The 24,676-nt window shown below is 36.3% G+C and carries 15 protein-coding genes and 1 CRISPR repeat array (1 of these 16 running past the window's edge); of the genes, 8 read left to right on the forward strand and 7 right to left on the reverse strand.

Annotated features, from left to right (window positions below; all coding sequences use genetic code 11):
- The gene (ccoN, locus tag FLUTA_RS15630; protein ID WP_013687869.1) at positions 1–2,184 is read right to left on the reverse strand and encodes a cytochrome-c oxidase, cbb3-type subunit I; all 2,184 of its coding nucleotides are present in this window, start codon (positions 2,182–2,184) and stop codon (positions 1–3) included.
- On the reverse strand, positions 2,165–2,353 hold the full coding sequence (gene ccoS / locus FLUTA_RS15635) for a cbb3-type cytochrome oxidase assembly protein CcoS (RefSeq protein WP_013687870.1): 189 nt from the start codon (positions 2,351–2,353) through the stop codon (positions 2,165–2,167). Before ccoS ends, ccoN begins: the two co-directional genes overlap by 20 nt.
- A gap of 314 nt (positions 2,354–2,667) precedes the next feature.
- Between ccoS and FLUTA_RS15640 the strand changes: the two genes are divergently transcribed.
- Complete coding sequence (locus FLUTA_RS15640) at positions 2,668–3,771, forward strand: DEAD/DEAH box helicase (RefSeq protein WP_013687871.1); 1,104 nt, start codon at positions 2,668–2,670, stop codon at positions 3,769–3,771.
- Here FLUTA_RS15640 and FLUTA_RS15645 read toward each other — a convergent pair.
- Both FLUTA_RS15645 and hemN read right to left on the reverse strand, forming a co-directional pair.
- On the reverse strand, positions 3,768–6,134 hold the full coding sequence (locus tag FLUTA_RS15645) for a heavy metal translocating P-type ATPase (RefSeq protein WP_013687872.1): 2,367 nt from the start codon (positions 6,132–6,134) through the stop codon (positions 3,768–3,770). The two genes, FLUTA_RS15640 and FLUTA_RS15645, sit on opposite strands and share 4 nt — an antisense overlap.
- 8 nt (positions 6,135–6,142) lie before the next feature.
- Entirely contained in the window at positions 6,143–7,498 is a 1,356-nt protein-coding gene (gene hemN / locus FLUTA_RS15650) for an oxygen-independent coproporphyrinogen III oxidase (protein WP_013687873.1), read from the reverse strand.
- Positions 7,499–7,614: 116 nt separating this feature from the next.
- On the opposite strand from hemN, the gene FLUTA_RS15655 reads away from it, so the two are divergent.
- Complete coding sequence (locus FLUTA_RS15655) at positions 7,615–8,310, forward strand: Crp/Fnr family transcriptional regulator (RefSeq protein WP_013687874.1); 696 nt, start codon at positions 7,615–7,617, stop codon at positions 8,308–8,310.
- A gap of 7 nt (positions 8,311–8,317) precedes the next feature.
- Here FLUTA_RS15655 and FLUTA_RS15660 read toward each other — a convergent pair whose 3' ends face one another.
- Positions 8,318–10,294, reverse strand: coding sequence for a hypothetical protein (locus FLUTA_RS15660; RefSeq protein WP_013687875.1), 1,977 nt, complete (start codon positions 10,292–10,294; stop codon positions 8,318–8,320).
- A 273-nt stretch (positions 10,295–10,567) separates the two neighbouring features.
- Here FLUTA_RS15660 and FLUTA_RS15665 point away from each other — a divergent pair, with 273 nt between their 5' ends.
- The 4 genes from FLUTA_RS15665 to FLUTA_RS15680 all read left to right on the forward strand — a co-directional run bounded on the left by FLUTA_RS15665 (position 10,568) and on the right by FLUTA_RS15680 (position 14,378).
- A complete protein-coding gene (locus FLUTA_RS15665) occupies positions 10,568–11,101 on the forward strand; it encodes a pyridoxamine 5'-phosphate oxidase family protein (RefSeq protein ID WP_013687876.1) in 534 nt (177 codons plus the stop codon).
- 127 nt (positions 11,102–11,228) lie between these two features.
- A complete protein-coding gene (gene pepT / locus FLUTA_RS15670) occupies positions 11,229–12,494 on the forward strand; it encodes a peptidase T (protein ID WP_218916777.1) in 1,266 nt (421 codons plus the stop codon).
- Between the two features lie 144 nt (positions 12,495–12,638).
- Positions 12,639–13,823: an aminotransferase class V-fold PLP-dependent enzyme gene (locus FLUTA_RS15675; RefSeq protein WP_013687878.1), complete on the forward strand. Its 1,185-nt coding sequence runs from the start codon at positions 12,639–12,641 to the stop codon at positions 13,821–13,823.
- Between the two features lie 9 nt (positions 13,824–13,832).
- Entirely contained in the window at positions 13,833–14,378 is a 546-nt protein-coding gene (locus FLUTA_RS15680; protein ID WP_013687879.1) for a shikimate kinase, read from the forward strand.
- Positions 14,379–14,381: 3 nt separating this feature from the next.
- Here FLUTA_RS15680 and FLUTA_RS15685 read toward each other — a convergent pair whose 3' ends face one another.
- Positions 14,382–14,981 carry a hypothetical protein gene (locus FLUTA_RS15685; RefSeq protein ID WP_013687880.1) on the reverse strand — a complete coding sequence of 200 codons (600 nt, stop codon included), beginning with the start codon at positions 14,979–14,981 and terminating at the stop codon, positions 14,382–14,384.
- A 26-nt stretch (positions 14,982–15,007) separates the two neighbouring features.
- Between FLUTA_RS15685 and FLUTA_RS15690 the strand changes: the two genes are divergently transcribed.
- Positions 15,008–15,694, forward strand: a complete 687-nt coding sequence (locus FLUTA_RS15690; RefSeq protein WP_013687881.1) for a transglutaminase-like domain-containing protein — start codon at positions 15,008–15,010, stop codon at positions 15,692–15,694.
- A gap of 125 nt (positions 15,695–15,819) precedes the next feature.
- Here the strand turns inward: FLUTA_RS15690 and FLUTA_RS15695 are convergent, their stop codons facing one another.
- Positions 15,820–17,703 (reverse strand): SpoIIE family protein phosphatase, encoded by a 1,884-nt coding sequence (locus FLUTA_RS15695; RefSeq protein WP_043023878.1) that lies wholly within the window; start codon positions 17,701–17,703, stop codon positions 15,820–15,822.
- A 124-nt stretch (positions 17,704–17,827) separates the two neighbouring features.
- Here FLUTA_RS15695 and FLUTA_RS15700 point away from each other — a divergent pair, with 124 nt between their 5' ends.
- Positions 17,828–19,606: a M61 family metallopeptidase gene (locus tag FLUTA_RS15700; RefSeq protein ID WP_013687883.1), complete on the forward strand. Its 1,779-nt coding sequence runs from the start codon at positions 17,828–17,830 to the stop codon at positions 19,604–19,606.
- A gap of 71 nt (positions 19,607–19,677) precedes the next feature.
- A CRISPR array of direct repeats spans positions 19,678–24,676; the repeat unit is 47 nt; unit sequence GTTGTGATTCGCTTTCAATTTGTATTTTTAGAACGATAGCACACAAC (it continues 432 nt past the right edge of the window).

Below are 24,676 nucleotides of genomic sequence, written 5' to 3' on the forward strand. Positions count from 1 at the left end.
TTAATTAACTTTTTTGACTTTAATATCAGTTCCTAATCGCTGTAAGTAGGCAACTAACGCGATGATTTCTTTCTTTTGTAATTCGGCTATTTTGGCATCTTTAGATTGGCCATTTAAAGCAATTTTAGGGGTGTTTTCTACAATGTCCGTAGCAATTACTTTTGCCTGTTTTGTTAAATCATTCATGGCTTTCGAAGCATATCCTTTTGGATAAGGAACTCCCAATGTTTGCATTGCCTCGATTTTCTTCGGAAGTAGACTCGTATTTAAATCATCTTCACGCAGCCAAGTGTATGCTGGCATTATGGAACCTGGAGAAAGCGCTTTTGGATCAATCATGTGTTTGTAATGCCATAAATTACCGCGCAATCCGCCTTCTCGAGCCAAATCTGGACCTGTGCGTTTGGAACCCCATAAATGTGGATGGTCGTAAACGTGTTCTCCTGCTTTTGTGTAGCTACCACTTTCAGCACTTGGGGCATAACGTGCTGTTTCAAAACGCAATGGACGAATCATTTGCGAATGACAGTTGTTGCAACCTTCGCGAATATAAATGTCTCTTCCTTCTAATTCCAGCGGAGTATAAGGTTTGATACTGCTAATAGTTGGAACATTTGATTTTACAGCTATTGTCGGAATGATTTCAGCCAAACCACCAATCGCAACTACAATGATGCTCAACACCATGAATCGAATTGGTTTTCCTTCAATACTTCGGTGCCAGTATTCTTTCTTTTTAGTTGTGTGTGCTTTTTCTACAGATATTTCAACGGATTCATCTGGAAGGAAAGAGCCTTTTCGAACCGTTTTAAAGATATTGTAAACCATTATCAATGCTCCTGTAATGTATAAGAATCCACCTATTGATCTTAGAATGTAATACGGTTTCATATCGATTACAATTTCTAAGAAATCTTTGTAAACAAGTGTTCCGTCTGGTTTGAATTGCTGCCAACTCAATCCTTGCATGAATCCGGCAATGTACATTGGAACGGCGTATAGAATGATTCCTAAGGTTGCAATCCAGAAATGTTGGTTGGCCAATTTTTTGGAGTATAATTCTGTTTTATACATTTTTGGAATCAACCAATAAATCATCCCAAAAGTCATCATTCCGTTCCAACCTAAACCTCCTACATGCACGTGGGCAACCGTCCAATCTGTGAAGTGTGAGATCATATTGACAGATTTCAGGGAAAGTAGCGGACCTTCGAAAGTGGCCATTCCGTAACATGTTAAGGCAACAACCATGAATTTCAGCATCGCATTATCACGAACACGATCCCATGCTCCTCGCATCGTCAATAATCCATTGAGCATTCCTCCCCAAGATGGTGCAATGAGCATCACAGAGAATACAACACCTAAACTCTGTGCCCAATCGGGAAGCGAAGTATATAATAAGTGATGAGGTCCTGCCCAAATATAGAGGAAGATTAATGCCCAAAAGTGAATGATGGATAATCGATAAGAATAAACAGGTCTGTTCGCTGCTTTTGGAACGAAATAGTACATCAATCCTAAATAAGGTGTCGTAAGGAAAAACGCCACTGCATTGTGTCCGTACCACCATTGCACCAACGCATCTTGAACTCCAGCGTACCAAGAGTAGCTCTTAAAAAAGGAAATTGGTAACTCAAAGGAGTTGAAGATGTGTAGGATGGCAACTGTTACAAACGTTGCGATGTAGAACCAAATTGCTACGTATAAATGTTTCACTCTTCGGTTTAGAATGGTTGCAAACATATTCCAGCCGAAAACGACCCAAATAAGTGCAATCAGAATATCAATCCACCATTCTAACTCTGCATATTCTTTGCTGGAAGTGATTCCAAAAGGTAAGGTGAGAACTGCACAAACAATGATAAATTGCCACCCCCAAAAATTGAGATAACTTAGTTTATCACTCCACATTCTAGTTTTGAGTAATCGTTGGAGGGAATAATAAACTCCCATGAAAATTCCGTTTCCAACAAAGGCAAAAATCACCGCATTCGTATGCAAAGGTCTTATTCTACCAAACGAAATGTATCTGAAACCGAGGTGGTCGTTGAAAAATTCAGGGAATGCTAATTGCAGAGCTGCAATTAAACCTACAAGCATTCCTATGACCGCCCAAAGAATTGTGGCGAATGTGAAGTATTTGACAATTTTATTGTCGTACTTAACTGTTTGTATTTCCATCGTTGTTTTTATTTGCGTCATTAGTAGTTAATTCATCTTCGAAGAGGATTCTCACACTTGGCGAATAATCATCATCATACTGTCCAGTCTTTGTTGCCCATAGAAAAATGACCAAGAAAAACACTGCTAAACAGAGACTTACAATTAACATTATATAAATCATTCCCATGGAACAAAGAAAGTGAAGTAATTTTTGTTAAAACATGACTTAGATGTGGAAAAAAACTGACTTATATCATGTTTTTCTGATAGGATAATTTTCTTAGAATCACAAAAATGAATCTGTGTCTTTTTCATGAGTGAAATAATAATTTAAATTAAATATATTTTTTTTATTTTAACAATTACTCAGAGCTATATAATTTAGTTTGATTCTAAATAAGTGTTTGATAAACCGCTTTTTAATTTCGAATTTCGAATTTTAAATTCAACCGGGTAAATGCAAATCAAAGAACTCTTCATTGAAAGCATTACCTTTGAAGCATGAAAACAGAATTATCTATCAATCCAAAGCTTATAAGTAGGTTAGCAGAACTCGGCTTTTCTGAGCCAACTCCTATCCAAGAACACGCTTGGAAGTATTTGATAGAAAAGCATCAGGATTATGTTGGGCAGGCTCATACGGGGTCAGGAAAAACAATTGCTTATGGAGTTCCATTACTGCAACGTATTGATGCAAAGGACAAAGATGTCCAAGCTGTTATTTTAGTTCCAACGCGTGAATTAGTTGTTCAAACGACTAAAGCTTTATACAAACTTTCAAAGAATTTGGATAAATTTTTCATTCAATCCATCGTGAAAGGCGATGATATTGAGGAGCAAAAGAGAAATTTACAGCGTCCAACTCACGTTTTAGTTGCAACACCCGGAAGATTGTTGGAATTGATACGCTTGAAAGCTGTTTCGCTTAGACGTATGAAAACCATCGTTTTGGATGAAGCAGATGAGTTGTATGCGAAAGGTTTCATGAAAGAAATTGATAAGATTTTAGCTGAAACCAATGATTTTCATAAAAAATGGCTCTTTTCGGCAACAATTCATGGAGAATTGACCAAATGGATTAAAAATACTTTACATCGCGATGCTCCTCAAGCAATTATTGCGACGAAAAAAGTCATGAATCCGAAGATTGAACACCAGTATGTGGAATGTCAGAAGGAAGATAAAACCATGTTGCTATTAGATTTTCTAACGACGATGAAAAAAGGACGAGGAATCGTTTTTTGTAGAACAAAAGGAGATGTAGAGCATGTGGCGCGCTTTCTGAGAACTCATGAGAAAAAGGTGACAGAGATTTATGGTGAAATGTTTCCAAAAGAACGCGAAAAAGCCATGCGTATGTTTTCTCAAGAACACACACAATACTTGATTGCAACAGATATTACTGCTCGTGGAATGGACTTTCCCGATTTAGCTTTTGTTGTTCATTATCAATTACCAGATGATCCCGATTATTACACACATCGAAGTGGTCGTACAGCTAGAGCAGGAAAACGTGGTATTTCTTTGAGTCTAGTGGAGGCTGTTGAACGCAAAAAACTGCGCTACATTCAAGAATTATTGGACGTAGATTTCATTCAGCTTTAGACGTCATTAAATTTTCTTCGGATAGTTAGAAATGTCGCCAGAGAAACAACGGTAATTGAACTTAAGGGCATTAGGATGGTTGCAACAAATGGAGTTAATTGGCCAGTTACTGCAAATCCAATTCCAGTAAGGTTGTAACAAAGTGAAAAGGCGAAACAAATCCGCAAGAATCTTTTTCCATCGCGAATGAATTGAAAATACGCAGCGAGTTTGTTTAAGTTTTCTGCTTTTAAAATGGCATCTGAAGCAGGAGTAAAGCGTACTAAATTTTCTGAAAGTGCAATTCCTACAAATGCTTCGTTGAGTGCTCCAGCATCATTTAATCCATCGCCAATCATGAGTGTATAATTGCCTTTTGCTTGCAGATCTTGGATAAATTCCTTTTTCTGAAGTGGTTGTTGTTCAAAATGAAAGCTTGTTCCTACTGGGAAGAGTTGCTTCAATAATTCTAAATCTTTGGGTTTATCACCAGAAATAACGGCTAATTGGTAAGTTGAACCTAAATTTTGGACAAGTTCTTTGAGTTGGTTGCGCAATTTGGAATGAAATAGAAAAGTTCCCAAGAGTTTTCCTTCTGCAGCGAAGTAAACTACTGATTCATTTGGATATTGCTCCTCCAATCCAAGAAAAGAAGCGGATCCAAGTTGAAAGAAACCAAATGAGATTCCTCTTCCAGGGATTTCAATCGGCGAAATTGTTGCGTCAGATTGTTGAATAGTGAGAGAAAAATAGTCGTGTATTGCTCTAGCATAGGGATGAATTGCATGCTTGGTCATTTCATGAAGCGCCAATTTTTCAAATTCTGAAAGTGTTCTTCCGGTGTATTCGATTTGCTTGTGATCTTGTTCTGTTAATGTTCCTGTTTTGTCGAAAACAAGGTAGTTGCATTGCTGAATGCGTTCAATAATGGCTGTATTTCGAAGATAAAAACCGTTTTTGCCTAATACGCGCAACATATTTCCGTATACAAATGGAACGGATAATGCCAAAGCACAAGGACAAGCCACAATTAGAATGGCTGTAACAACTTCTGGAATTTGACGAGGATCAATCCAAATCCAAACTATGGAGGAAACAATCGCAAGAATAAGAACTGCAGCAATGAAGTATTTTGAAATGCGGTCTTGTCGGGTTTGAAAAGATAATTCTGTTCGTTTGGTATGCCTGTCGTTCCAAAGTTGGGTCAAAGTACTTCGCTCGGTGGTTTTAGATACAACCAATTGAATAGTTTCTCCAAAATTCTTTCCTCCAGCATAAAGCAAATCTCCCTTTTTCTTTTCAATCCAATCAGCTTCACCACTAACGAAACTGTAATCAACTGTTGCTTTTTCGGTTAATAAAATGCAATCACAAGGTATGATTTCTTCGTTTCGAATGGAAATTTCATCTCCAACTTGCAGTTTATCAATAGGACAAAGTACGGAGTCTGAACTTGTTTTTTTGATCACAGCAACGGGGAAGTAAGCTCTAAAATCGCGTTCAAATGACAGCCATTGATAGGTTTTTCCCTGAAACCATTTTCCGATGAGTAAGAAAAAGATAAAAGCAGCAAAGGAATCCATGTATCCTGGCCCTTCTTGACTGAAAATGGCCACACAACTACGAATGTAAAGCGCTAAAATTCCGATTGCTATTGGAATATCGAGGTTTAAATTACGCAATCTCATTCCCGCAATTGCAGATTTGAAATAATCTCGTGCTGAAAAGAGCAAAACAGGAATGGAAACCGCAAAAGAGAGATAAGAGCTAAATTCCCGAATCCCAGAGTAGGTTTGGTCAATTCCCAAATACTCGGGAAAACTCCAAAGCATGATACTCCCAAAAGCAAATCCTGCAACACCCAATTGGAGCAACAAGCGTTTGTCAAAAGTGGATGCTGATTTGTCGATGGCTTTAAAGTTTGGCTCGTATCCAATTTTTGTAAGTAAACGTGCTAATTCAGATAGTTTTATGAGTTCTGTAGTGACGGTAATCGTTGCTGTTTTTTTTGGGAAATGAACGGAAGAACTTAAGATTCCTTCGTTTAATTTATGTAGGTGTTCTAAAAGATAAATACAACTCGCACAGTGGATTTGAGGTAAATGCAAGGTGAGTTTAACGGTGCTTCCTTCTTGAAAATCAATATACTTTTTACGAATTTCTAAATCATCTAGAACAGCAAAAGTTTCTTCTGCAGTTTTATTTGGACGAATGCCTGCATTTGCATCTTGTTCGTAATAAGCTCCGAGTGAATGTGAAGAAAGTAATTGATATACTTGCTTGCAACCGTTGCAGCAAAAGGAATGGTCATCGGCATAAAAAATAGTTGGAGATAAACTATCGTGGCAATGATAACAGGTATTGTTTTCCGTTTGATTTTCCATGCTCATTTTTAGATTGTCATGCTGAATTGTTTCACTGGATTTTGATCTTTCAAATAGGCATCGAATGCCATGCAGCAATTTCTGATAAAGGGAATTCCTTTGGGAAGAATGCGAACGGTATTTTGATTCATTTCAACAAGGTCATCAGTAATGAGTTCGTGTAATTGCAGTTCTAATTCCAATTTACTAATAACAGAATTTTCTGGAATTAGGGTTTCAAAACGACACATCAAATTTAATATATGTTGTCGAATTTCCATATCTCCTTTACTCATTTCGTGTCCGCGAGTGATAGGCATTTTTCCTTTTTCAATCAATTCAAGGTAGTTAGAAACGGATTTTTCATTTTGAGCAAAACCAAATTCACATTCTGAAATTGCCGACATTCCAAGTCCAATTAGTAAATTGGAAGTTTGAGTCGTATATCCCATAAAATTTCGATGTAATTTTTTTTCAGAAGCTGCAATTGCTAGTGAGTCAGAAGGAAGTGCGAAATGATCCATACCAATTTCTATATATCCTTCAGTTACAAAAGCTTGCTTTGCTAATTCGTATAATTGCCGTTTTAAAGATGCATCGGGAAGATCTTCTTCGTTGTATCCGCGTTGTCCAGTTCCTTTTATCCAAGGTACATGTGCGTAAGAATACAAGGCAATTCGCTGCGGTTTGAAATTCAAAGTTTGTTGAATAGTTTTCTGAAATCCACCTAGGTTTTGTTTTGGTAAACCATAAACGAGATCGTGAGAAATTCCAGTAAATCCAGTCTCTTGAGCATTTTTATGGCAATTAGCAACTTGATCTACAGTTTGGATTCGGTGAATGGCTTGTTGCACGATTGAATCGTAATCTTGTATTCCAAAACTAACTCTGCGAAATCCTTGTTGGTGAAGTGTTTGCAAATGTTCCAAACTAGTAGAATTAGGATGCGCTTCAAAACTCAATTCCGAATTTGGAGTGAAAGGGAAAATGTACTTAATTCCTTCAATCAATCTGCTCAATTCTGATGCAGCAAAAAAAGTGGGGGTTCCACCACCCAAATGAAGTTCATTGATTTGGGTGTTTTTATCCAAAGATATTGCAAGAAGCTGCCATTCTTTTAAAACCGCATCGATGTATCTTTTTTCTACTTGGTGATTCTTGGTGATGTGTTTGTGACAACCGCAGAAGGTACAAAGTGAATCACAATAGGGTAGATGGATATAGAGCGAAAGGTTTTTTGATGCATTCTTCTGCTGAGACATTTGAATCAATTTCAACCATTTTTCTGATTCCCATTGTTGCACATTCCAATAGGGAACAGTAGGATAAGAGGTATATCTCGGACCTGGAACATTATACTTTGCAATCAGACTTGAATCGATCATGATTTTTTTCACAAAACTAGGAGCTAATATCCGTGTAAAAAATGATGTGGATCAGGTTTTTTGAATGGAGTATTTTGGCTACCTTTGTTAAAATTTTTTGTTCTAAAAACAAGTCTATGGTAGAAAAATCGCATAAACATGTGAGCTGTGAAGCTTGTGCCGTTAGAACAAATAGTTTGTTTGGTCAGTTTACTGCAGATGAAGTACATGATTTGAACCACCATAAATCGTGTCAGTTTTATAAAAAGAATCAAACTATTTTTGTCCAAGGAAGTTTTCCAAGAGGCGTTTTCTGTATCAATCACGGAAAAGTGAAGGTTTATGCTTTGGGTGATGAAGGAAAGGAACAGATTGTGCATATTGCAAAAGCAGGTGAAGTCATTGGGTTTAGAGCCATGCTGAGCGGAGAGCAATATAAATTATCAGCTACAACACTTGAAGATTCCAACGTTTGTTTTGTATCTAAGGATGATTTTTTGAATATGATGGATACAAATGTTAGTTTACGGAATTCACTCATTCAGGAATTATCCAAAGAATTGGGCGAGCGCGCAATTTTTATAACGAACCTTGCTCAGAAAACAGTTCGCGAACGCTTAGCTTATTCCTTGATGATTCTAGCAGATATTTATGGAGAAGATCCCATTAATTTATCTCGTGAAGATTTGGCCAATTTCGTTGGAACTGCAACTGAAACATTGATTCGTTTACTCAAAGAAATGAAAGAAGACGGGTATATCGATACCCAAACCCGCAAAATTTTTATTCTCAAAAAAGAAGAGTTGATTCAACTTGCTGGTGGACATCGGTAAGTTCTAATTATCGATAGTATTGCAGTTTATTTTTCATCCGCTTCAAATTACGAAGTGTCCAGCTCAAATTTTCGTTGTTTAGTGGATTGTCACACAAAGTATCCAGTTTTTGTTTCAAGGCATTTAAGACCTTTCTCTGCAGATTTGTTTGTTCGTAAGGTCCATCGACTTCATATTCCATTTTTTGATCAAGATACATGTCGCATAAAGCACTGAGCTTTTCAGCATCTGTTTTTGTGCACATCTTTTGGTTGTCAATTGATTGGATTAATTCAAGAGCATTTTTTGCATACTGATCCCGTAGTTGTTTCACTTTCGTTTGATCTACTTTGCTTAATGCTAGGAAATAAACTTCCAGAAACTTGTAATCATTTTTAGCAATTCGTTCCTTCAGGTTCAATTGTTTGCTAAATTCCTCAAAGGTTTTATGAGATGGATCTTGCAGTGTTAAATCGTTGAAAAAATAGTCCAGTAATCTCGAACCAGTGATATTTCGTATCAGATCTTTATCTGACTGGAAATTCACCCTGTTCGCACGGATTGCTTTTTCCAAATAACTGAACGATTGATCGTCCCAGGTAGAATTACTGGTTACGGCTGTCAATTCGTAGATCATATTTCTTTTTGCAAAAAAATTCATCAACGGTGAATCATAGAACATAGAAGGAGTTGAAGAGTAGAATACACGCTCCGGATTGCAGTGAATAAAATCCAATAAACACAAATCAACGGCCGGCATAAATCCATTTTTCACCGAAAGCTCCTGCTTTACTCCCTGAATTGAAAGACTCAACATGTTTGCACCTTGCGGCATATCTTCATACCCTAAAAGTTCTTTTGGAGCGATTTGTCGTGGCTTTTTACTCGCCTTCAGCTGTTTTATCCATTCCGAATAGGGAAGAACCGGTTCGTTTTTAGGATTTAGAATCAAAGCTGTTCGGCAATAGAATTGGTATTCTTCCTTGGACAAAGAAGTTTTCACCGAAGTTGTACCTTTTATTAAATCGAAATACCAGGCAGTTTGAAGCAGTGAATAATTGATCACCGTGACATCTTTTCGAAAACCAAGTACTTCCTGAACATACCAAAGTGGAAATGTATCCGAATCGCCTGCTGTGATTAGAACGCCATTTTTGGCACAATCAATTAATAATTCTTTGGCGTATGCAATGGCTTCTTCACCATACTTGGCTTGTTTTAGAAAAACCGCTGCACGTTCATTTTCCCGAACGGATAACATCGTATGGTAATAGTTAAGAATATCGTGATTGATCTTTAGATTCAAATCGTCGAAAACCAAGGGTTTGAATGTTGGATCTTTTTGCTGAATTTTTCGGTAACAGTCCAGACTTTTTTCGCTGAGTTCCATAAAGGAAGTGATTCTGTTCTTTGGGAGTTTCTGATAACCTAATTCAGGAAGGTCTTTTGTTTTCAGGATATCGCTTCCCATCTGATTCGGATGAATATAATCGCATGCTTCATCGGAATAAGCTCTTGCCAGCATTTCCAATTCAGGGGAAGTAAGATCTTCCTGATCTTTCAGTAGTTCGATTAGTTCATGGGTAGAATTCGGGTAACCAAATAAATAGTTCATATCGTAAGACGTTTCAAAGCTTTTGGAAGCTATTAATCCCTGATCGTAAACTTGACCGCTGTATGCTTGTTTATCTATGTATGGAGATAAATCCGGTTTTAGATATTTTTTTGTTTCAGCATCCCAAACTTTCAGGAATGTAGGATCTTTTAATTTGTTTTCTTGCCATGAAACGATCTTCAGGTAATATCCATCTGCTTTTTTAGCTAAATTGAATTGACAATTATTTCCCGGTGCGGTAATCAGTTTATTTACTTGTGTATAAACCTCTTCAAATGCAGGAAACGGATTTTCCCGTAGAGCAGATAACGAGTTTGATGAAGCACTTTGGCAGCTGGTGATTATTAGAAATAAAGCAAGGCCGGATAGTAATTTAAGTGTCGCTTTCATGAAGTAATTTTTGCTAAAAATAAGAAGAGGATTGGAAATAACCGGAATTAAGTGAGAATTTAAAGTTCTTCTTTTCTAAATAATAGGTTTCCAATGATGTAGATGACCATGAACTTAATTTAACTTTTTGATTCGTTTTTTATGCGATTTGATTGCTAAATTTGCGCCAATGACAATTCTCTGACAATCTTCTGATATTTTTTATATAATAAAAATTTGAAGTTTTTTGTGAATAGTCAATTTAGACATGAATTATCTTAAATAGTAATACAAATGGCAGCAGAACACAACGCAGCAGCAACAAAACCAATTGAGCCGAAAGTAAATGAACTTATTGGATCACGTAAATCAATCATTCTTGCAACAGTAGATGCGGAAGGAAATCCTACTTCTAGTTATGCACCGTTTGCACGATCAGGGAATAAATTCTATATTCTTGTTTCGTTTATGGCTCGTCATACGAAGAATTTAAAAGAAGTTGGTAAAGTTTCAGCCATGTTTGTTGAAGATGAATCAGAAACCAATCAGATTTATGCGCGTCACCGATTGACATTGGATGTTTCTACAAAAGAAATCGCAAGGGATACACCAGAGTGGGAAGAAGGAGTTTCAAAATTACAAGCTGCTCATGGAAAGATTTTAGATATTTTAGTTGGAATGCAGGATTTTATTATGATTGAATTAACTACAATCAAAGGGGCTTATGTAAATGGCTTTGGAAGTGCATACTTTGTAGATGAGAACTTGGAAATTCTTCAGCATAGAAATGATATTAATCACCAACCGGTGGAGAAGTCTTCGAATTAATCATTCGTTTTTTTGAATAAAATGGTCCTCGAATATAACTCTTTTGGTTGTTTCGGGGATTTTTTATGTTCAGCTGTGAAGGAACTCAGTATGTTTGGGCTTCGCTTTTCTGAAAACTTCTACCTTTATGAAAAAAAATAGTACATCTATGAAAAACTCTCCATATTCAGTAGAAGAACGTTTTGTGCGCTATGTACAAATTGATACTACTGCAGATCCTAATTCACCTTCTTTTCCTTCCAGTGAGAAACAAAAAGATCTTTCTCATTTATTAGTGAAAGAATTGAAGGCATTGGGAATAGAAGATGCTGAATCGGATCAGTGGGGGTATGTGTATGCAACGATTCCTGCTACATCGGCAAAAGAGAATATTCCGACGATTTGTTTTTGTTCGCACATGGATACTGCTCCAGATTGTTCAGGAACAAACGTAAAACCAATTATTCACCGCAATTATACAGGTGCGCCGATTACACTTCCAGATGATCCGACTCAAATTATTACAACTGAAAAACACGCGTATTTAAAAGAGAAAATCGGTGATGACTTAATTACTGCTTCTGGCTTGACTTTACTTGGAGCAGATGACAAAGCAGGAGTGGCAATTATCATGGATTTGGCGGAACAATTGATGAAGAAGAAGGATATTCCTCATGGGAAAATTCGTATTCTGTTTACTCCAGATGAAGAAGTTGGAAGAGGGGTAGAACAATTGGACATGGAAAAGCTGTGTGCTGATTTTGGTTATACCTTGGATTCTGGAGAATTGGGAGCTATTGAAGACGAATCTTTTTCTGCAGATGCTATGACTTTTGTAATTACAGGAGTGAGTGCACATCCTGGTTACGCAAAAGGAAAAATGGTTCATGCCATGAAAGTTGCAAGTGCATTTGTAGATGCATTGCCAAAAGATGAATGGTCGCCCGAAAGTACAAGAGATAGAGAAGGTTTTGTTCATCCAACAGCTATTACCGGTGGATTGGAAGAAGTAACGGTAAGTTTTATTATTCGAGATCACATTACAGCCAAGCTTTCAGAGTATGAAACACGTTTGGAAGGGATTTTGAAAGAAACTATCACCAAATTCCCTGGAGCAACTTATACTTCAAAAGTGACGGAGCAATACCGTAATATGAAAGAGATCATTCAAGATGTTCCTTTCGTTACCAATTATGCCATCGAAGCAATGGAAAATGCTGGAATCACTCCAAAACCAACAATTATTCGAGGAGGAACAGATGGTTCGCGTATGTCTTTCATGGGCTTACCATGTCCGAATATTTTCACTGGAGAAATGGCCATTCACAGCCGACACGAGTATGTGAGTATTCAGGATATGCAGAAGGCGGTGGATACTTTAGTAGAATTGGTACAGATTTGGGAGAAACACTGACAGGTTCAAAAGTTCCAATGTTCAAAAGGTTTAAAATTGATAAAATGGAAAGTTTTTATTTGAACTATTGAACTATTGAACTATTGAACTATTGAACTATTGAACTATTGAACTATTGAACTATTGAACACGATTTATTTAGCAATGGAAGAATCAGAAAACATCTTGTACAACAATCTGAAAGAAGCGTTTATGCTTCGTGAAGACATTACCTTTTTTAATTTTGGTTCTTTTGGTGCTTGTCCAAAGCCGATTTTTGAAGAGTATCAGCGTTTTCAGCGTGAATTGGAGTACGAACCTGTTCAGTTTATTGTAAACAAAGGTCCTGAATATATGAAAGAGAGTCGGGTTCGATTGGCAGAATACTTGACTTGCGATTCGGATGACTTGGTATATGTTCCGAATCCAACGTATGCAGTGAATATTGTTGCTCGTTCTCTGGATTTGAAAGCTGGAGATGAGGTGTTGAGTACAAATATTGAATACGGTGCTTGCGATAGAACTTGGGATTTTTATTGCGCAGAGAAAGGTGCGAAATACATCAAACAAACCATTTCATTGCCTTTGACTTCGAAAGAGGCGTTTTTAAGCGATTTCTGGAAGGGTTTTAGCGATAAAACGAGATTGGTATTTCTTTCACAAATAACATCGGCTACGGGGTTAATTTTACCTGTAAAAGAGATTTGCGAGGAAGCGAAGCGAAGAGGAGTATTGGTTTTTATTGACGGGGCTCATGTTCCAGGACATATTCCGCTAAATCTCACAGAGCTAAATGCTGATTTTTATACAGGTGCTTGCCATAAATGGATGTTAACTCCTAAAGGTTCAAGCTTTTTACATGTGAAATCGGAACATCAAAAACAATTAGATCCGTTGGTTGTGAGTTGGGGTTATAAATCTGATTTTCCAAGTCAATCACAGTTTTTGGACTATCATCAATTCAATGGAACGCGCGATTTTTCTGCTTATCTGACGATTCCGAAGGCCATTGCATTTATGAAATGGAATAATTGGTTAGGAGAAGCTGAAGATTGTAGGATTCTCGTTCAAAAGTGGCTTCCAAGATTGTGTGAGTTGGTTGGTTCTAAACCTTTGGCTCCAGTAACGGATGAATTTATTGGTCAAATGGGAAGTATTCCTGTAGAATGCGACAATCCAATTGACTTGAAGAACATTCTCTACAACGAATTCAAAATTGAAATTCCAGTGATGGTGCAGAACGGACAAGCGTATATTCGTTTTTCGATCAATGTGTTTAATACGGAAGAGGATTTGGTGAGATTGGAAAATGCACTGAAAGATTTAAAGGAACGCAAATTAATTTTTTAACCGCAAAGAATGGAAGAACGCAAAGATGGGAAGCAACATATCTTCCTAATCGGTTTCATGGGAAGCGGTAAATCTACCGTTGGTGAATTACTTGCTGAAAGATTGAGCTTGCCCTTTATTGATTCAGATAGAGAAATTGAAAAGTCGGAAGGGAAGTCGATTGACGAAATTTTTTCAAGAGAAGGAGAGAAAGCTTTTCGAGATATGGAGCTTAATTTTTTAGTTGAATTAAAGGGGTTAAAACCATCTGTTGTTTCTCTAGGAGGAGGGCTTCCTGCAATTAATGGAGCTCTTGAATTAATGCATCAATTTGGATTAGTTATTTATTTGAATACGAGTTTATTGACATTGATTCAGCGATTAAAAAATGAGAAAGACTTACGACCTTTGTTAAAAGATTTAAGCGATGCTGAATTTCACCCATTTGTGGAAGATTTATTGAGTCAGCGGGTACATTTTTACAAGCAAGCAAAACTCATTATGCCAAATGAACGAAATTCACCTATTGAATTAGTTGATAAATTAACAAAAGAATTAAATAAACTTAATTATTAGTTATTAATCTTCTTCCTCAATCCCAAAGAAATTAGTGCTATCTCCGTTTGCTTCTCGGTTTAAGAAATAGTAATGAAGACTCGAGTGACCGATGAATAAAAAGAATGCAATCTTATCGAAAGTTGTTGTGTCATTGTACCAATAAGAAAAGCCGAGCAAGAACCACATTGAAAGTAAATAAACACCTCCAGAAATCCATATAAAGTATATGAAATAGGTTCTTTTTCGCCACTGAAGAGCTAATCCAATAAATATTCCAGTCCAAGTAATTAGCGCAATGTTGTAAAATGTAATGAGGCTGCTTTGAAAATCTGTTCCAATAAAACCCAAGGCTTGGCCTCGACTTTCAATCAAAGAATGCACATCCAAGCCTTTTTCTTGCTCAATCCACTCGGTATTTGTCAGAACCACATATCCAAGGATTATCCAAATCAAAAAAATCAGCCAAATAACGATTCCGAGATAGAAACTTACTTGTGTATAAGCATCAGGTGTTTCTTTTCCAAAGATTAAGTTACGTAATCGACTTAAAATAGGAATTGGGCTTTCTAAATGAGCCTCAAAATTTTCCCGAAAGGAGTTTTTTTTATCTGAATCCGTCACTCAACGAATTTAACTAATTTCGTAGAATGAATGAGTATCTATCCAAGGAAAAATGGAATGAATATTTGGTTGAAACGGAGCAAATGAACTTTTCTAGCCCAGAAGTTCAAGCCTTCATACAAACGATTCCGCGTTTTCCGGATTCAGTTTCACAGGCAGTAGCGATTTATGAAACTGTCCGCGATTCATTTTTATATGATCCATATCACTTGGATTTGCGACCAGAATTCTTGAAAGCGAGTATTGTAGCTAATAAAAACAGAGCTTGGTGTGTTGAAAAATCACTTTTGGCGGCTGCTTGTTTTCGTTTTTTTGGTTACCCAGCCAGATTGGGTTTTGGTATTGTGAAAAATCATATTGGAGTAGAAAAACTAAAATCCTATTTGAAAAGGGATGAAATTGTTTTTCATGGCTATGTGGGAATTTGGCTTGAAGGAAAATGGAGTAAATGTACGCCTGCTTTCGATCCTCGGATTTGTAAGTTAAGCGGAGTTCCTTTGTTAGAGTGGGATGGAAGGAGTGATTCTCTTTTTCAGGCATATGTTGAAAATACTCAGTTTATGGAGTACATCCATTTTTATGGTGAATTTGAGGATGTTCCTTTTAAGCTGATGCATGCCGAAATGCAAAAGTATTATCCTGATTTGTTTGAAAATCCAATTGCTTCTAAAGCATTCTCATTTCATTTTGATCCAAAATTTGTATCAATCTAATCGAATTTGAAAATTTCCAAATTCCCGAATTCGCAAATTCTCGTGTTCACAAAGATATGAACAGATTTATATTTAAGTTATTGATAATCATTATATTGATGTTTCAATGTGATTTAGTAATTTTCTTAAACCTCTACTTTCCCATTCGAAATAGGTAGTTCTAATTTCGAGTTTCTCACTTTTACGAATTTGGGTTCCAAAATTAAAAATGTGCAGTCATCCGTTTGTTCGCCTTCTCCCTTCCAGAAAGCAAACTGATTCATGAGTCGGTTGTATAAAACACTGCTGGATTGGTTGTTCAATGAACGAGATAAGATATAGCGCAGTTGCTTCTTTCCAAATTTCTTATTGGATTCCATTCCAAATTGATCCACGATTCCATCGGTGAAAACAACTAATTTGTCGTCTTCTTCAAGTGTCAGGTATTGCGATTTAAATTCCAAATGATTCATATAGGTAAATCCTATTGGAACGCGTTCACCATTCAATTCAATTACTTCAGAATTTCGAACAATCCATAAAGGCATCTGTGCACCTGCGAAATGTAATTCCCGACTGCGTTTATCGAAACAAAAAATAGCGATATCCATTCCGTCCATCCGTTGTTCTTCGCTAGAACTGATTCTTCGAAGAATTGTTTTTCGCAAGGAATCAAGAAGTTCATTGGGTTTTCGAATTCCATCAGCGAATAATTCATCCAAAGTATTCATTCCTAGTACGCTCAACAATGCTCCAGGAACACCATGTCCAGTGCAATCGGCCAGTGCAAATAAAATTTTATCGCTTCCATTTTCTCGGAAATTTTTCATCCAATAAAAATCACCCCCCACTAAATTTTTGGGAGTATAATGGATATGAGCTTGTTCGAAATGTTGGGCTAATTGTTTTCTGGAAACCAGAAGTGATTCTTGCAATTTTTGAGCGTAGCGCAAGCTATCCATCATTTCAGTATGTTGTTTTTCCAATTGCACATTTTTCTCATGCAATGCAATGGTTCTTCGCATCACTCGGTCTTCCAATAAATGCAGATCCCATTTGATTTTACGAGCCATTTTCAGGAAATGAATACTTATTTGACCAATTTCATTCTTCGGTAATTGGTGCGTAATAGTTTCATCCGATTGGTAATTGGAAGCAATAAAGTCGTTCATACTTTTTTGTAATCTACTGACTTGGACACTAATGTTTCTAATGATGTAGATACTACCAATAATTAAAGCTAAAAAAGCAATTCCAGAGATGATGTATTGAATTTTAAGTGAATCATTGGATAAATCGTACGACTCTTGAATAATTCGACCTCTCAATTGACGTAAATTGGATTGAACGGTAGTCATATTTGCAGTCCAAGTAGAATAGTGATTGTTTTTTTGGATTGCAAACAAGAGTTGCATGCGACTTCGAACCGAATCAAAATACTGTAAATACTGATTCAATTGAGCAGGATAATCCTTTCTTAGTTTCCACAGTTCGATTTCGGCATGGAGCGATTTGGCATAATTCTCATCATTACGCATGATGTAATCCTTTTCATGTCTGCGTAAACTCAATATTTGTTGGTCAAACTGAGGGAATTCTTCTTCTAAATTGTGGATGACCTCTCTCATTTTACCGATGTATCCATATTCTTTGAATCCTATTTTTGCTACATCGTTTAAAATACGGTCTTCAATGAGTTGAATATTATTGAGACTTTGACCTATAAGTACTTGATTTTGATTACTTTCAGAGAAAATATCGTTTAACTTTAGTCGAATATTTTCATGAGTAAAGCTGTTTTTACGTCGATATTCTTGCTCATTCTTAGCAACAGAATCGTACCAAAATCGTTGATTGGTAATTTCTTCCATCCAATCTTTATGTTCCTGAATTTGTGAGGAAAGATTATCAAGTTTAATTAAAAGACTTTGTTTTTCATGAATTCTCTGGTTGAAATACCATGAGAAAGAAGCAAATACCAACAACACGAATCCAAATCCACCAAGGACTACCACCAACGATTTTTTCATACTGCAAAAGTCAGGTCTTCAGTTTGTACTACTGTAAACTGAAAATCAAATTCCTGTTAACTCACGTTAGATAATGATGAATTAAAACTTGAAAAAACTATCTTTATTCTCAAATTGAAGAACAATGAAGTCAGTATTACTTTTATTATCACTCGGAATAGTCGGAATTCTTAACGCACAAAAAATTCATTACAATTTAGGAATGTCAAAGCCTCAGAACCATTATTTTGAGGTTGAAATGGAAATTTCGGAATTCAAAGCGACCGAATTAACGGTTAAAATGCCAGTCTGGGCACCTGGTTCTTACTTGGTTCGTGAGTTTTCTAAAAATGTGAATCTCGTTCGTGCATTTGATGAAAAGGGAGCAGAATTAAAAGTTGGAAAGACTTCTAAAAATGCATGGAAAATTACAACTGGAAAAGCGAAAAAAGTGAATGTTCAATACGAAGTATATGCCTTTGAATTGTCTGTTCGAACAAGCTTTTTGGATTTGACTCACGGATTTGTATCTAGTTCAGGTGTGTTTTGTTATTTAGATGGATACAAAGATAAACCAGGAACAATAACTGTACAGCCTTATAAAGATTTTAAAGTAATAACGACTCCTTTGGAAAAAGCGGAGGTGCAAAAAGATGGAGAAGGGGCACAAACATTTCAGTTCCCGAATTACGATATTCTAGTTGACTCTCCTTTTGAAATTGGAAATCAAGAAGTTTTTTCCTTTAAAGTAGGCGAAACGAATCACCGTGTGGCTTTATATGGTGGGGGAAATTACGATATTGATGAGTTGAAAGTAGGTATGTCTCGTATTATCACCGCTGAAAATGATGTTTTTGCTGGGAAAAACCCGAATAAAAATTATACATTCATCGTTCACAATGTGGTGAATGGACAAGGAGGATTAGAGCATTTGAATTCGTGTGTTTTGAGTGTAAACCGCTGGACTTATGGAAATGGGTACAAGGATTTTCTTTCATTAGTTGCACATGAATATTTTCACTTATGGAATGTAAAACGGATTCGTCCAATTCAATTAGGACCATTTAATTACGACGAAGAAAATTATACCTCCTTGTTATGGGTAATGGAAGGTTTCACGTCGTATTACGATGAATTATTGCTTGTGAGAGCTGGATATTATACCAAAGAAGAATATTTGAGAAAACTACAAGGTACTTTGAATTATGTGGAGGGCTCTGTTGGATCAAGGGTTCAGCCTGTTGCACATTCTAGTTATGACGCTTGGATTAAAGGGTATCGTCCGAATGAAAACAGTGCAAATACAACTATGACTTATTATTCAAGAGGTGGAATTTTAGCTGCATATTTGGATGCGACAATTATCGATAAATTCAATGGTTCGAAGTGCTTGGATCATTTTATGCAGTATTTATACGAGGAATTTTACATCAAAAAGAATCGTGGATTTACGGAGCAAGAATTTCAAGATGCATTGGAGAAATTCCTGGGTCAAGACATGGATTATTTCTTCGATAAGTATGTAAATGGTACAGAGATTCCTAACTACCAGGAGGTTTTTGCTAAAATTGGTTTGGATGTAACATACACAGGGAAATCGGTAACATCATTTGGAGCATCACTTTCGCAGGAAGGAGGAAATTGCATCGTGAAATCTATTCGTGCTGGAAGTTCAGCTGAATCTGCTGGGTTAAGCGTTGGAGATGAAGTTCTAGCTGCCGATAATCAACGTGTTGACAATGCAGCATTGGAAAGTTATATTGCTGGTATTGGCGAAGGAGAAACGTGTAAATTACTAATCGCACGTGATGAATTAGTGATGGAATTGACAATGACAATGAGTTTATACGAAAGACCATCATTCAAACTAACTCCAATTGGAACAGCAAATGCCAAATTCGATTATTGGTTGCGGGCGATTTAAGGAATAATTGAAAAATAATTGAACGAGGCATTCGAAAGTTTGCCTCTTTTTCGTTGAAACTATTTTGTAATAGATTTGTTCGCTTTCAATTTGTATTTTTAGAACGATAGCACACAACCCAAAAAAAGAAATAGACAACTTAATCTATGTTGTGATTCGCTTTCAATTTGTATTTTTAGAACGATAGCACACAACTAGCCTCTAGGTAGGCATCTGATTGATACTGTTGTGATTCGCTTTCAATTTGTATTTTTAGAACGATAGCACACAACATAAACAATCGGTCAACTGGTCCGTTAGGTGTTGTGATTCGCTTTCAATTTGTATTTTTAGAACGATAGCACACAACTACCAATAAAGAGGCTGTTTTATCAGACACGTTGTGATTCGCTTTCAATTTGTATTTTTAGAACGATAGCACACAACTCCAGTAAAAATTGCAGCACATACCACAGGTTGTGATTCGCTTTCAATTTGTATTTTTAGAACGATAGCACACAACGACGTTCGCTTCGCTATGATGACTTTACTTGTTGTGATTCGCTTTCAATTTGTATTTTTAGAACGATAGCACACAACCCTCAAATTATAGAACTTTGTATTACTTGTGTTGTGATTCGCTTTCAATTTGTATTTTTAGAACGATAGCACACAACACAAAAACAAAAGAACAGTACTCGGAACTAGTTGTGATTCGCTTTCAATTTGTATTTTTAGAACGATAGCACACAACAACAACAGAACATACATACTACTCATGTCCGTTGTGATTCGCTTTCAATTTGTATTTTTAGAACGATAGCACACAACCAATTATAGTTAAGGATTTACATAATATACGTTGTGATTCGCTTTCAATTTGTATTTTTAGAACGATAGCACACAACAATTTAACTCTCATTGGTTTCTGTGTTTGTGTTGTGATTCGCTTTCAATTTGTATTTTTAGAACGATAGCACACAACTGAAGAACAAGTCAATTCGTTGCTTTACGGTTGTGATTCGCTTTCAATTTGTATTTTTAGAACGATAGCACACAACTTTCTTAATGCTTTTGATTTAGACCAGCAAGTTGTGATTCGCTTTCAATTTGTATTTTTAGAACGATAGCACACAACTGCTTCACAATTTTCTATCTACCGCTAATTGTTGTGATTCGCTTTCAATTTGTATTTTTAGAACGATAGCACACAACGACGTTCGCTTCGCTATAATGACTTCACTTGTTGTGATTCGCTTTCAATTTGTATTTTTAGAACGATAGCACACAACTTAAGAACGTGGATTGCTACAGGTACAGCAGTTGTGATTCGCTTTCAATTTGTATTTTTAGAACGATAGCACACAACGTGGATAAGTTTAATGAGAATAGAAATCAAGTTGTGATTCGCTTTCAATTTGTATTTTTAGAACGATAGCACACAACAAAAATCAGCATAAACAGAGTGCTAAACAAGTTGTGATTCGCTTTCAATTTGTATTTTTAGAACGATAGCACACAACGAACTGAATTGGTTTCGACGAACCGCTTTCGTTGTGATTCGCTTTCAATTTGTATTTTTAGAACGATAGCACACAACAAAATCTCATTTACATCATCGACATCTTATGTTGTGATTCGCTTTCAATTTGTATTTTTAGAACGATAGCACACAACGACAGCAACCAGCATCTTTACCGACCTACAGTTGTGATTCGCTTTCAATTTGTATTTTTAGAACGATAGCACACAACCTAAAAACAACGATAAACAATCTTGATAACGTTGTGATTCGCTTTCAATTTGTATTTTTAGAACGATAGCACACAACAAAATCAAATCAAGAAATCACCGTGATTTCGTTGTGATTCGCTTTCAATTTGTATTTTTAGAACGATAGCACACAACATCAAACATCAACATCAGCATCAAAAACACGTTGTGATTCGCTTTCAATTTGTATTTTTAGAACGATAGCACACAACACCTCTTAAACATTGGCGCACAAAATCTTCTGTTGTGATTCGCTTTCAATTTGTATTTTTAGAACGATAGCACACAACCAAGGATCATTGATTTGCTGTATTGTTGGCGTTGTGATTCGCTTTCAATTTGTATTTTTAGAACGATAGCACACAACTTTCACTTTTCGAATCTGAAGATCCTTCAGGTTGTGATTCGCTTTCAATTTGTATTTTTAGAACGATAGCACACAACTCCTGTAGAGTTATTTCATTTGATGTAGCTGTTGTGATTCGCTTTCAATTTGTATTTTTAGAACGATAGCACACAACTTTTTTGACTGTTTGGCTGTAGAGGTTTCCGTTGTGATTCGCTTTCAATTTGTATTTTTAGAACGATAGCACACAACTTCAGTTATGTGTGGAGTGGGTCCTATAATGTTGTGATTCGCTTTCAATTTGTATTTTTAGAACGATAGCACACAACGAAACGATAAACAGTTAGGTGAGCATTACGGTTGTGATTCGCTTTCAATTTGTATTTTTAGAACGATAGCACACAACAGTACTCTTTTTAAAGCCTACTTCGAAATTGTTGTGATTCGCTTTCAATTTGTATTTTTAGAACGATAGCACACAACTGTTGGATCTGTTCCGTGGTGACTGTACGTGTTGTGATTCGCTTTCAATTTGTATTTTTAGAACGATAGCACACAACATGTGGAACATACGCGATGCAGATTCTTTGTTGTGATTCGCTTTCAATTTGTATTTTTAGAACGATAGCACACAACGATAGGCAGGGACAGCCGAAAAATGTCATAGTTGTGATTCGCTTTCAATTTGTATTTTTAGAACGATAGCACACAACAGATCAAATCGGTATGTATAGCTATCTTGTGTTGTGATTCGCTTTCAATTTGTATTTTTAGAACGATAGCACACAACAGATTTGCAGATACATCACAATCAGCCCACGTTGTGATTCGCTTTCAATTTGTATTTTTAGAACGATAGCACACAACACATACATAAAACAACCAACCGACATCTCAGTTGTGATTCGCTTTCAATTTGTATTTTTAGAACGATAGCACACAACCTAGCTATGGAGATATTCGAGACCTCGACGTTGTGATTCGCTTTCAATTTGTATTTTTAGAACGATAGCACACAACGACGAACTTGTTGATAAGTTAGAGCAAATTGTTGTGATTCGCTTTCAATTTGTATTTTTAGAACGATAGCACACAACTTTTAGGAAAGAGATATGAGTAATCAGACGTTGTGATTCGCTTTCAATTTGTATTTTTAGAACGATAGCACACAACCCACAGTTGGGCGAAAACGTTAAGCGCATTGTTGTGATTCGCTTTCAATTTGTATTTTTAGAACGATAGCACACAACAGCGCGTAAAAAAAGAGACGAACTAAAGGCGTTGTGATTCGCTTTCAATTTGTATTTTTAGAACGATAGCACACAACAAGCAGATTTGAAGACAGCTCAGTCAGCTGGTTGTGATTCGCTTTCAATTTGTATTTTTAGAACGATAGCACACAACAAGATGAAAATTGAAAGATCTCATGTCCAAGTTGTGATTCGCTTTCAATTTGTATTTTTAGAACGATAGCACACAACAATAATGCAAATGGAAGTTTTAGAATAAGTGTTGTGATTCGCTTTCAATTTGTATTTTTAGAACGATAGCACACAACTTGTAAAGGGCGGTCAAGGCGAAGTCTTTGGTTGTGATTCGCTTTCAATTTGTATTTTTAGAACGATAGCACACAACTTAGTGAATCTATGTTTAAAAGATTCTTCAGTTGTGATTCGCTTTCAATTTGTATTTTTAGAACGATAGCACACAACTTTTAAATCATTCGGTTGGTATGCGTTACAGTTGTGATTCGCTTTCAATTTGTATTTTTAGAACGATAGCACACAACAAATAGAAAGAATCGACTACACTTTGTAAGGTTGTGATTCGCTTTCAATTTGTATTTTTAGAACGATAGCACACAACGAATATATGTTTCTGACGATGACAAAAACAGTTGTGATTCGCTTTCAATTTGTATTTTTAGAACGATAGCACACAACTACTTCCTGTCGAACCGTAGGTTTGATCACGTTGTGATTCGCTTTCAATTTGTATTTTTAGAACGATAGCACACAACTCAATCAACACAACTTTCTATCATTTACAGTTGTGATTCGCTTTCAATTTGTATTTTTAGAACGATAGCACACAACGAACTAATAACATATCTTGAATCAATCGGAGTTGTGATTCGCTTTCAATTTGTATTTTTAGAACGATAGCACACAACCACACCATCTAATGATATCCCAAAGAATTAGTTGTGATTCGCTTTCAATTTGTATTTTTAGAACGATAGCACACAACAAACAACCAACATCAATCAAACCAACAACAGTTGTGATTCGCTTTCAATTTGTATTTTTAGAACGATAGCACACAACAACCAAAGATAGTTATTTTATAATGTTACAGTTGTGATTCGCTTTCAATTTGTATTTTTAGAACGATAGCACACAACATAACATAAAACAATTCAAACAATAAACAGTTGTGATTCGCTTTCAATTTGTATTTTTAGAACGATAGCACACAACTAGAGGCACAAACCGCAAAAGCGTAATGGGGTTGTGATTCGCTTTCAATTTGTATTTTTAGAACGATAGCACACAACTTTAACTGGGGTTGTTTATTGTAATGGGAAGTTGTGATTCGCTTTCAATTTGTATTTTTAGAACGATAGCACACAACTTCGGAAGGGAAACGCAAAAGGGGATAGAAGTTGTGATTCGCTTTCAATTTGTATTTTTAGAACGATAGCACACAACAGAATTTAACCGCAGGACAAAGTGCTGGTCGTTGTGATTCGCTTTCAATTTGTATTTTTAGAACGATAGCACACAACTTCGGAAGGGAAACGCAAAAGGGAATAGAAGTTGTGATTCGCTTTCAATTTGTATTTTTAGAACGATAGCACACAACGCATTTCGGAATTGTTATTTCTGGACAATTGTTGTGATTCGCTTTCAATTTGTATTTTTAGAACGATAGCACACAACTAAACTCACACAAACACAGCAGTTGATTCT

This window comes from Fluviicola taffensis DSM 16823, from assembly GCF_000194605.1.
Taxonomy (GTDB): domain Bacteria; phylum Bacteroidota; class Bacteroidia; order Flavobacteriales_D; family Crocinitomicaceae; genus Fluviicola; species Fluviicola taffensis.

What these genes read in the sequence shown, in the direction of transcription:
- FLUTA_RS15655 (WP_013687874.1), top strand. Translation starts at nt 7,615, where the DNA reads ATGGTAGAAAAATCGCATAAACATGTGAGCTGTGAAGCTTGTGCCGTT.
- ccoS (WP_013687870.1), bottom strand. Translation starts at nt 2,353, where the DNA reads ATGGGAATGATTTATATAATGTTAATTGTAAGTCTCTGTTTAGCAGTG.
- FLUTA_RS15690 (WP_013687881.1), top strand. Translation starts at nt 15,008, where the DNA reads ATGAATGAGTATCTATCCAAGGAAAAATGGAATGAATATTTGGTTGAA.
- FLUTA_RS15700 (WP_013687883.1), top strand. Translation starts at nt 17,828, where the DNA reads ATGAAGTCAGTATTACTTTTATTATCACTCGGAATAGTCGGAATTCTT.
- FLUTA_RS15675 (WP_013687878.1), top strand. Translation starts at nt 12,639, where the DNA reads ATGGAAGAATCAGAAAACATCTTGTACAACAATCTGAAAGAAGCGTTT.
- FLUTA_RS15695 (WP_043023878.1), bottom strand. Translation starts at nt 17,703, where the DNA reads ATGAAAAAATCGTTGGTGGTAGTCCTTGGTGGATTTGGATTCGTGTTG.
- hemN (WP_013687873.1), bottom strand. Translation starts at nt 7,498, where the DNA reads ATGATCGATTCAAGTCTGATTGCAAAGTATAATGTTCCAGGTCCGAGA.
- FLUTA_RS15680 (WP_013687879.1), top strand. Translation starts at nt 13,833, where the DNA reads ATGGAAGAACGCAAAGATGGGAAGCAACATATCTTCCTAATCGGTTTC.
- FLUTA_RS15660 (WP_013687875.1), bottom strand. Translation starts at nt 10,294, where the DNA reads ATGAAAGCGACACTTAAATTACTATCCGGCCTTGCTTTATTTCTAATA.
- pepT (WP_218916777.1), top strand. Translation starts at nt 11,229, where the DNA reads ATGAAAAAAAATAGTACATCTATGAAAAACTCTCCATATTCAGTAGAA.
- FLUTA_RS15645 (WP_013687872.1), bottom strand. Translation starts at nt 6,134, where the DNA reads ATGGAAAATCAAACGGAAAACAATACCTGTTATCATTGCCACGATAGT.
- FLUTA_RS15640 (WP_013687871.1), top strand. Translation starts at nt 2,668, where the DNA reads ATGAAAACAGAATTATCTATCAATCCAAAGCTTATAAGTAGGTTAGCA.
- FLUTA_RS15665 (WP_013687876.1), top strand. Translation starts at nt 10,568, where the DNA reads ATGGCAGCAGAACACAACGCAGCAGCAACAAAACCAATTGAGCCGAAA.
- ccoN (WP_013687869.1), bottom strand. Translation starts at nt 2,184, where the DNA reads ATGGAAATACAAACAGTTAAGTACGACAATAAAATTGTCAAATACTTC.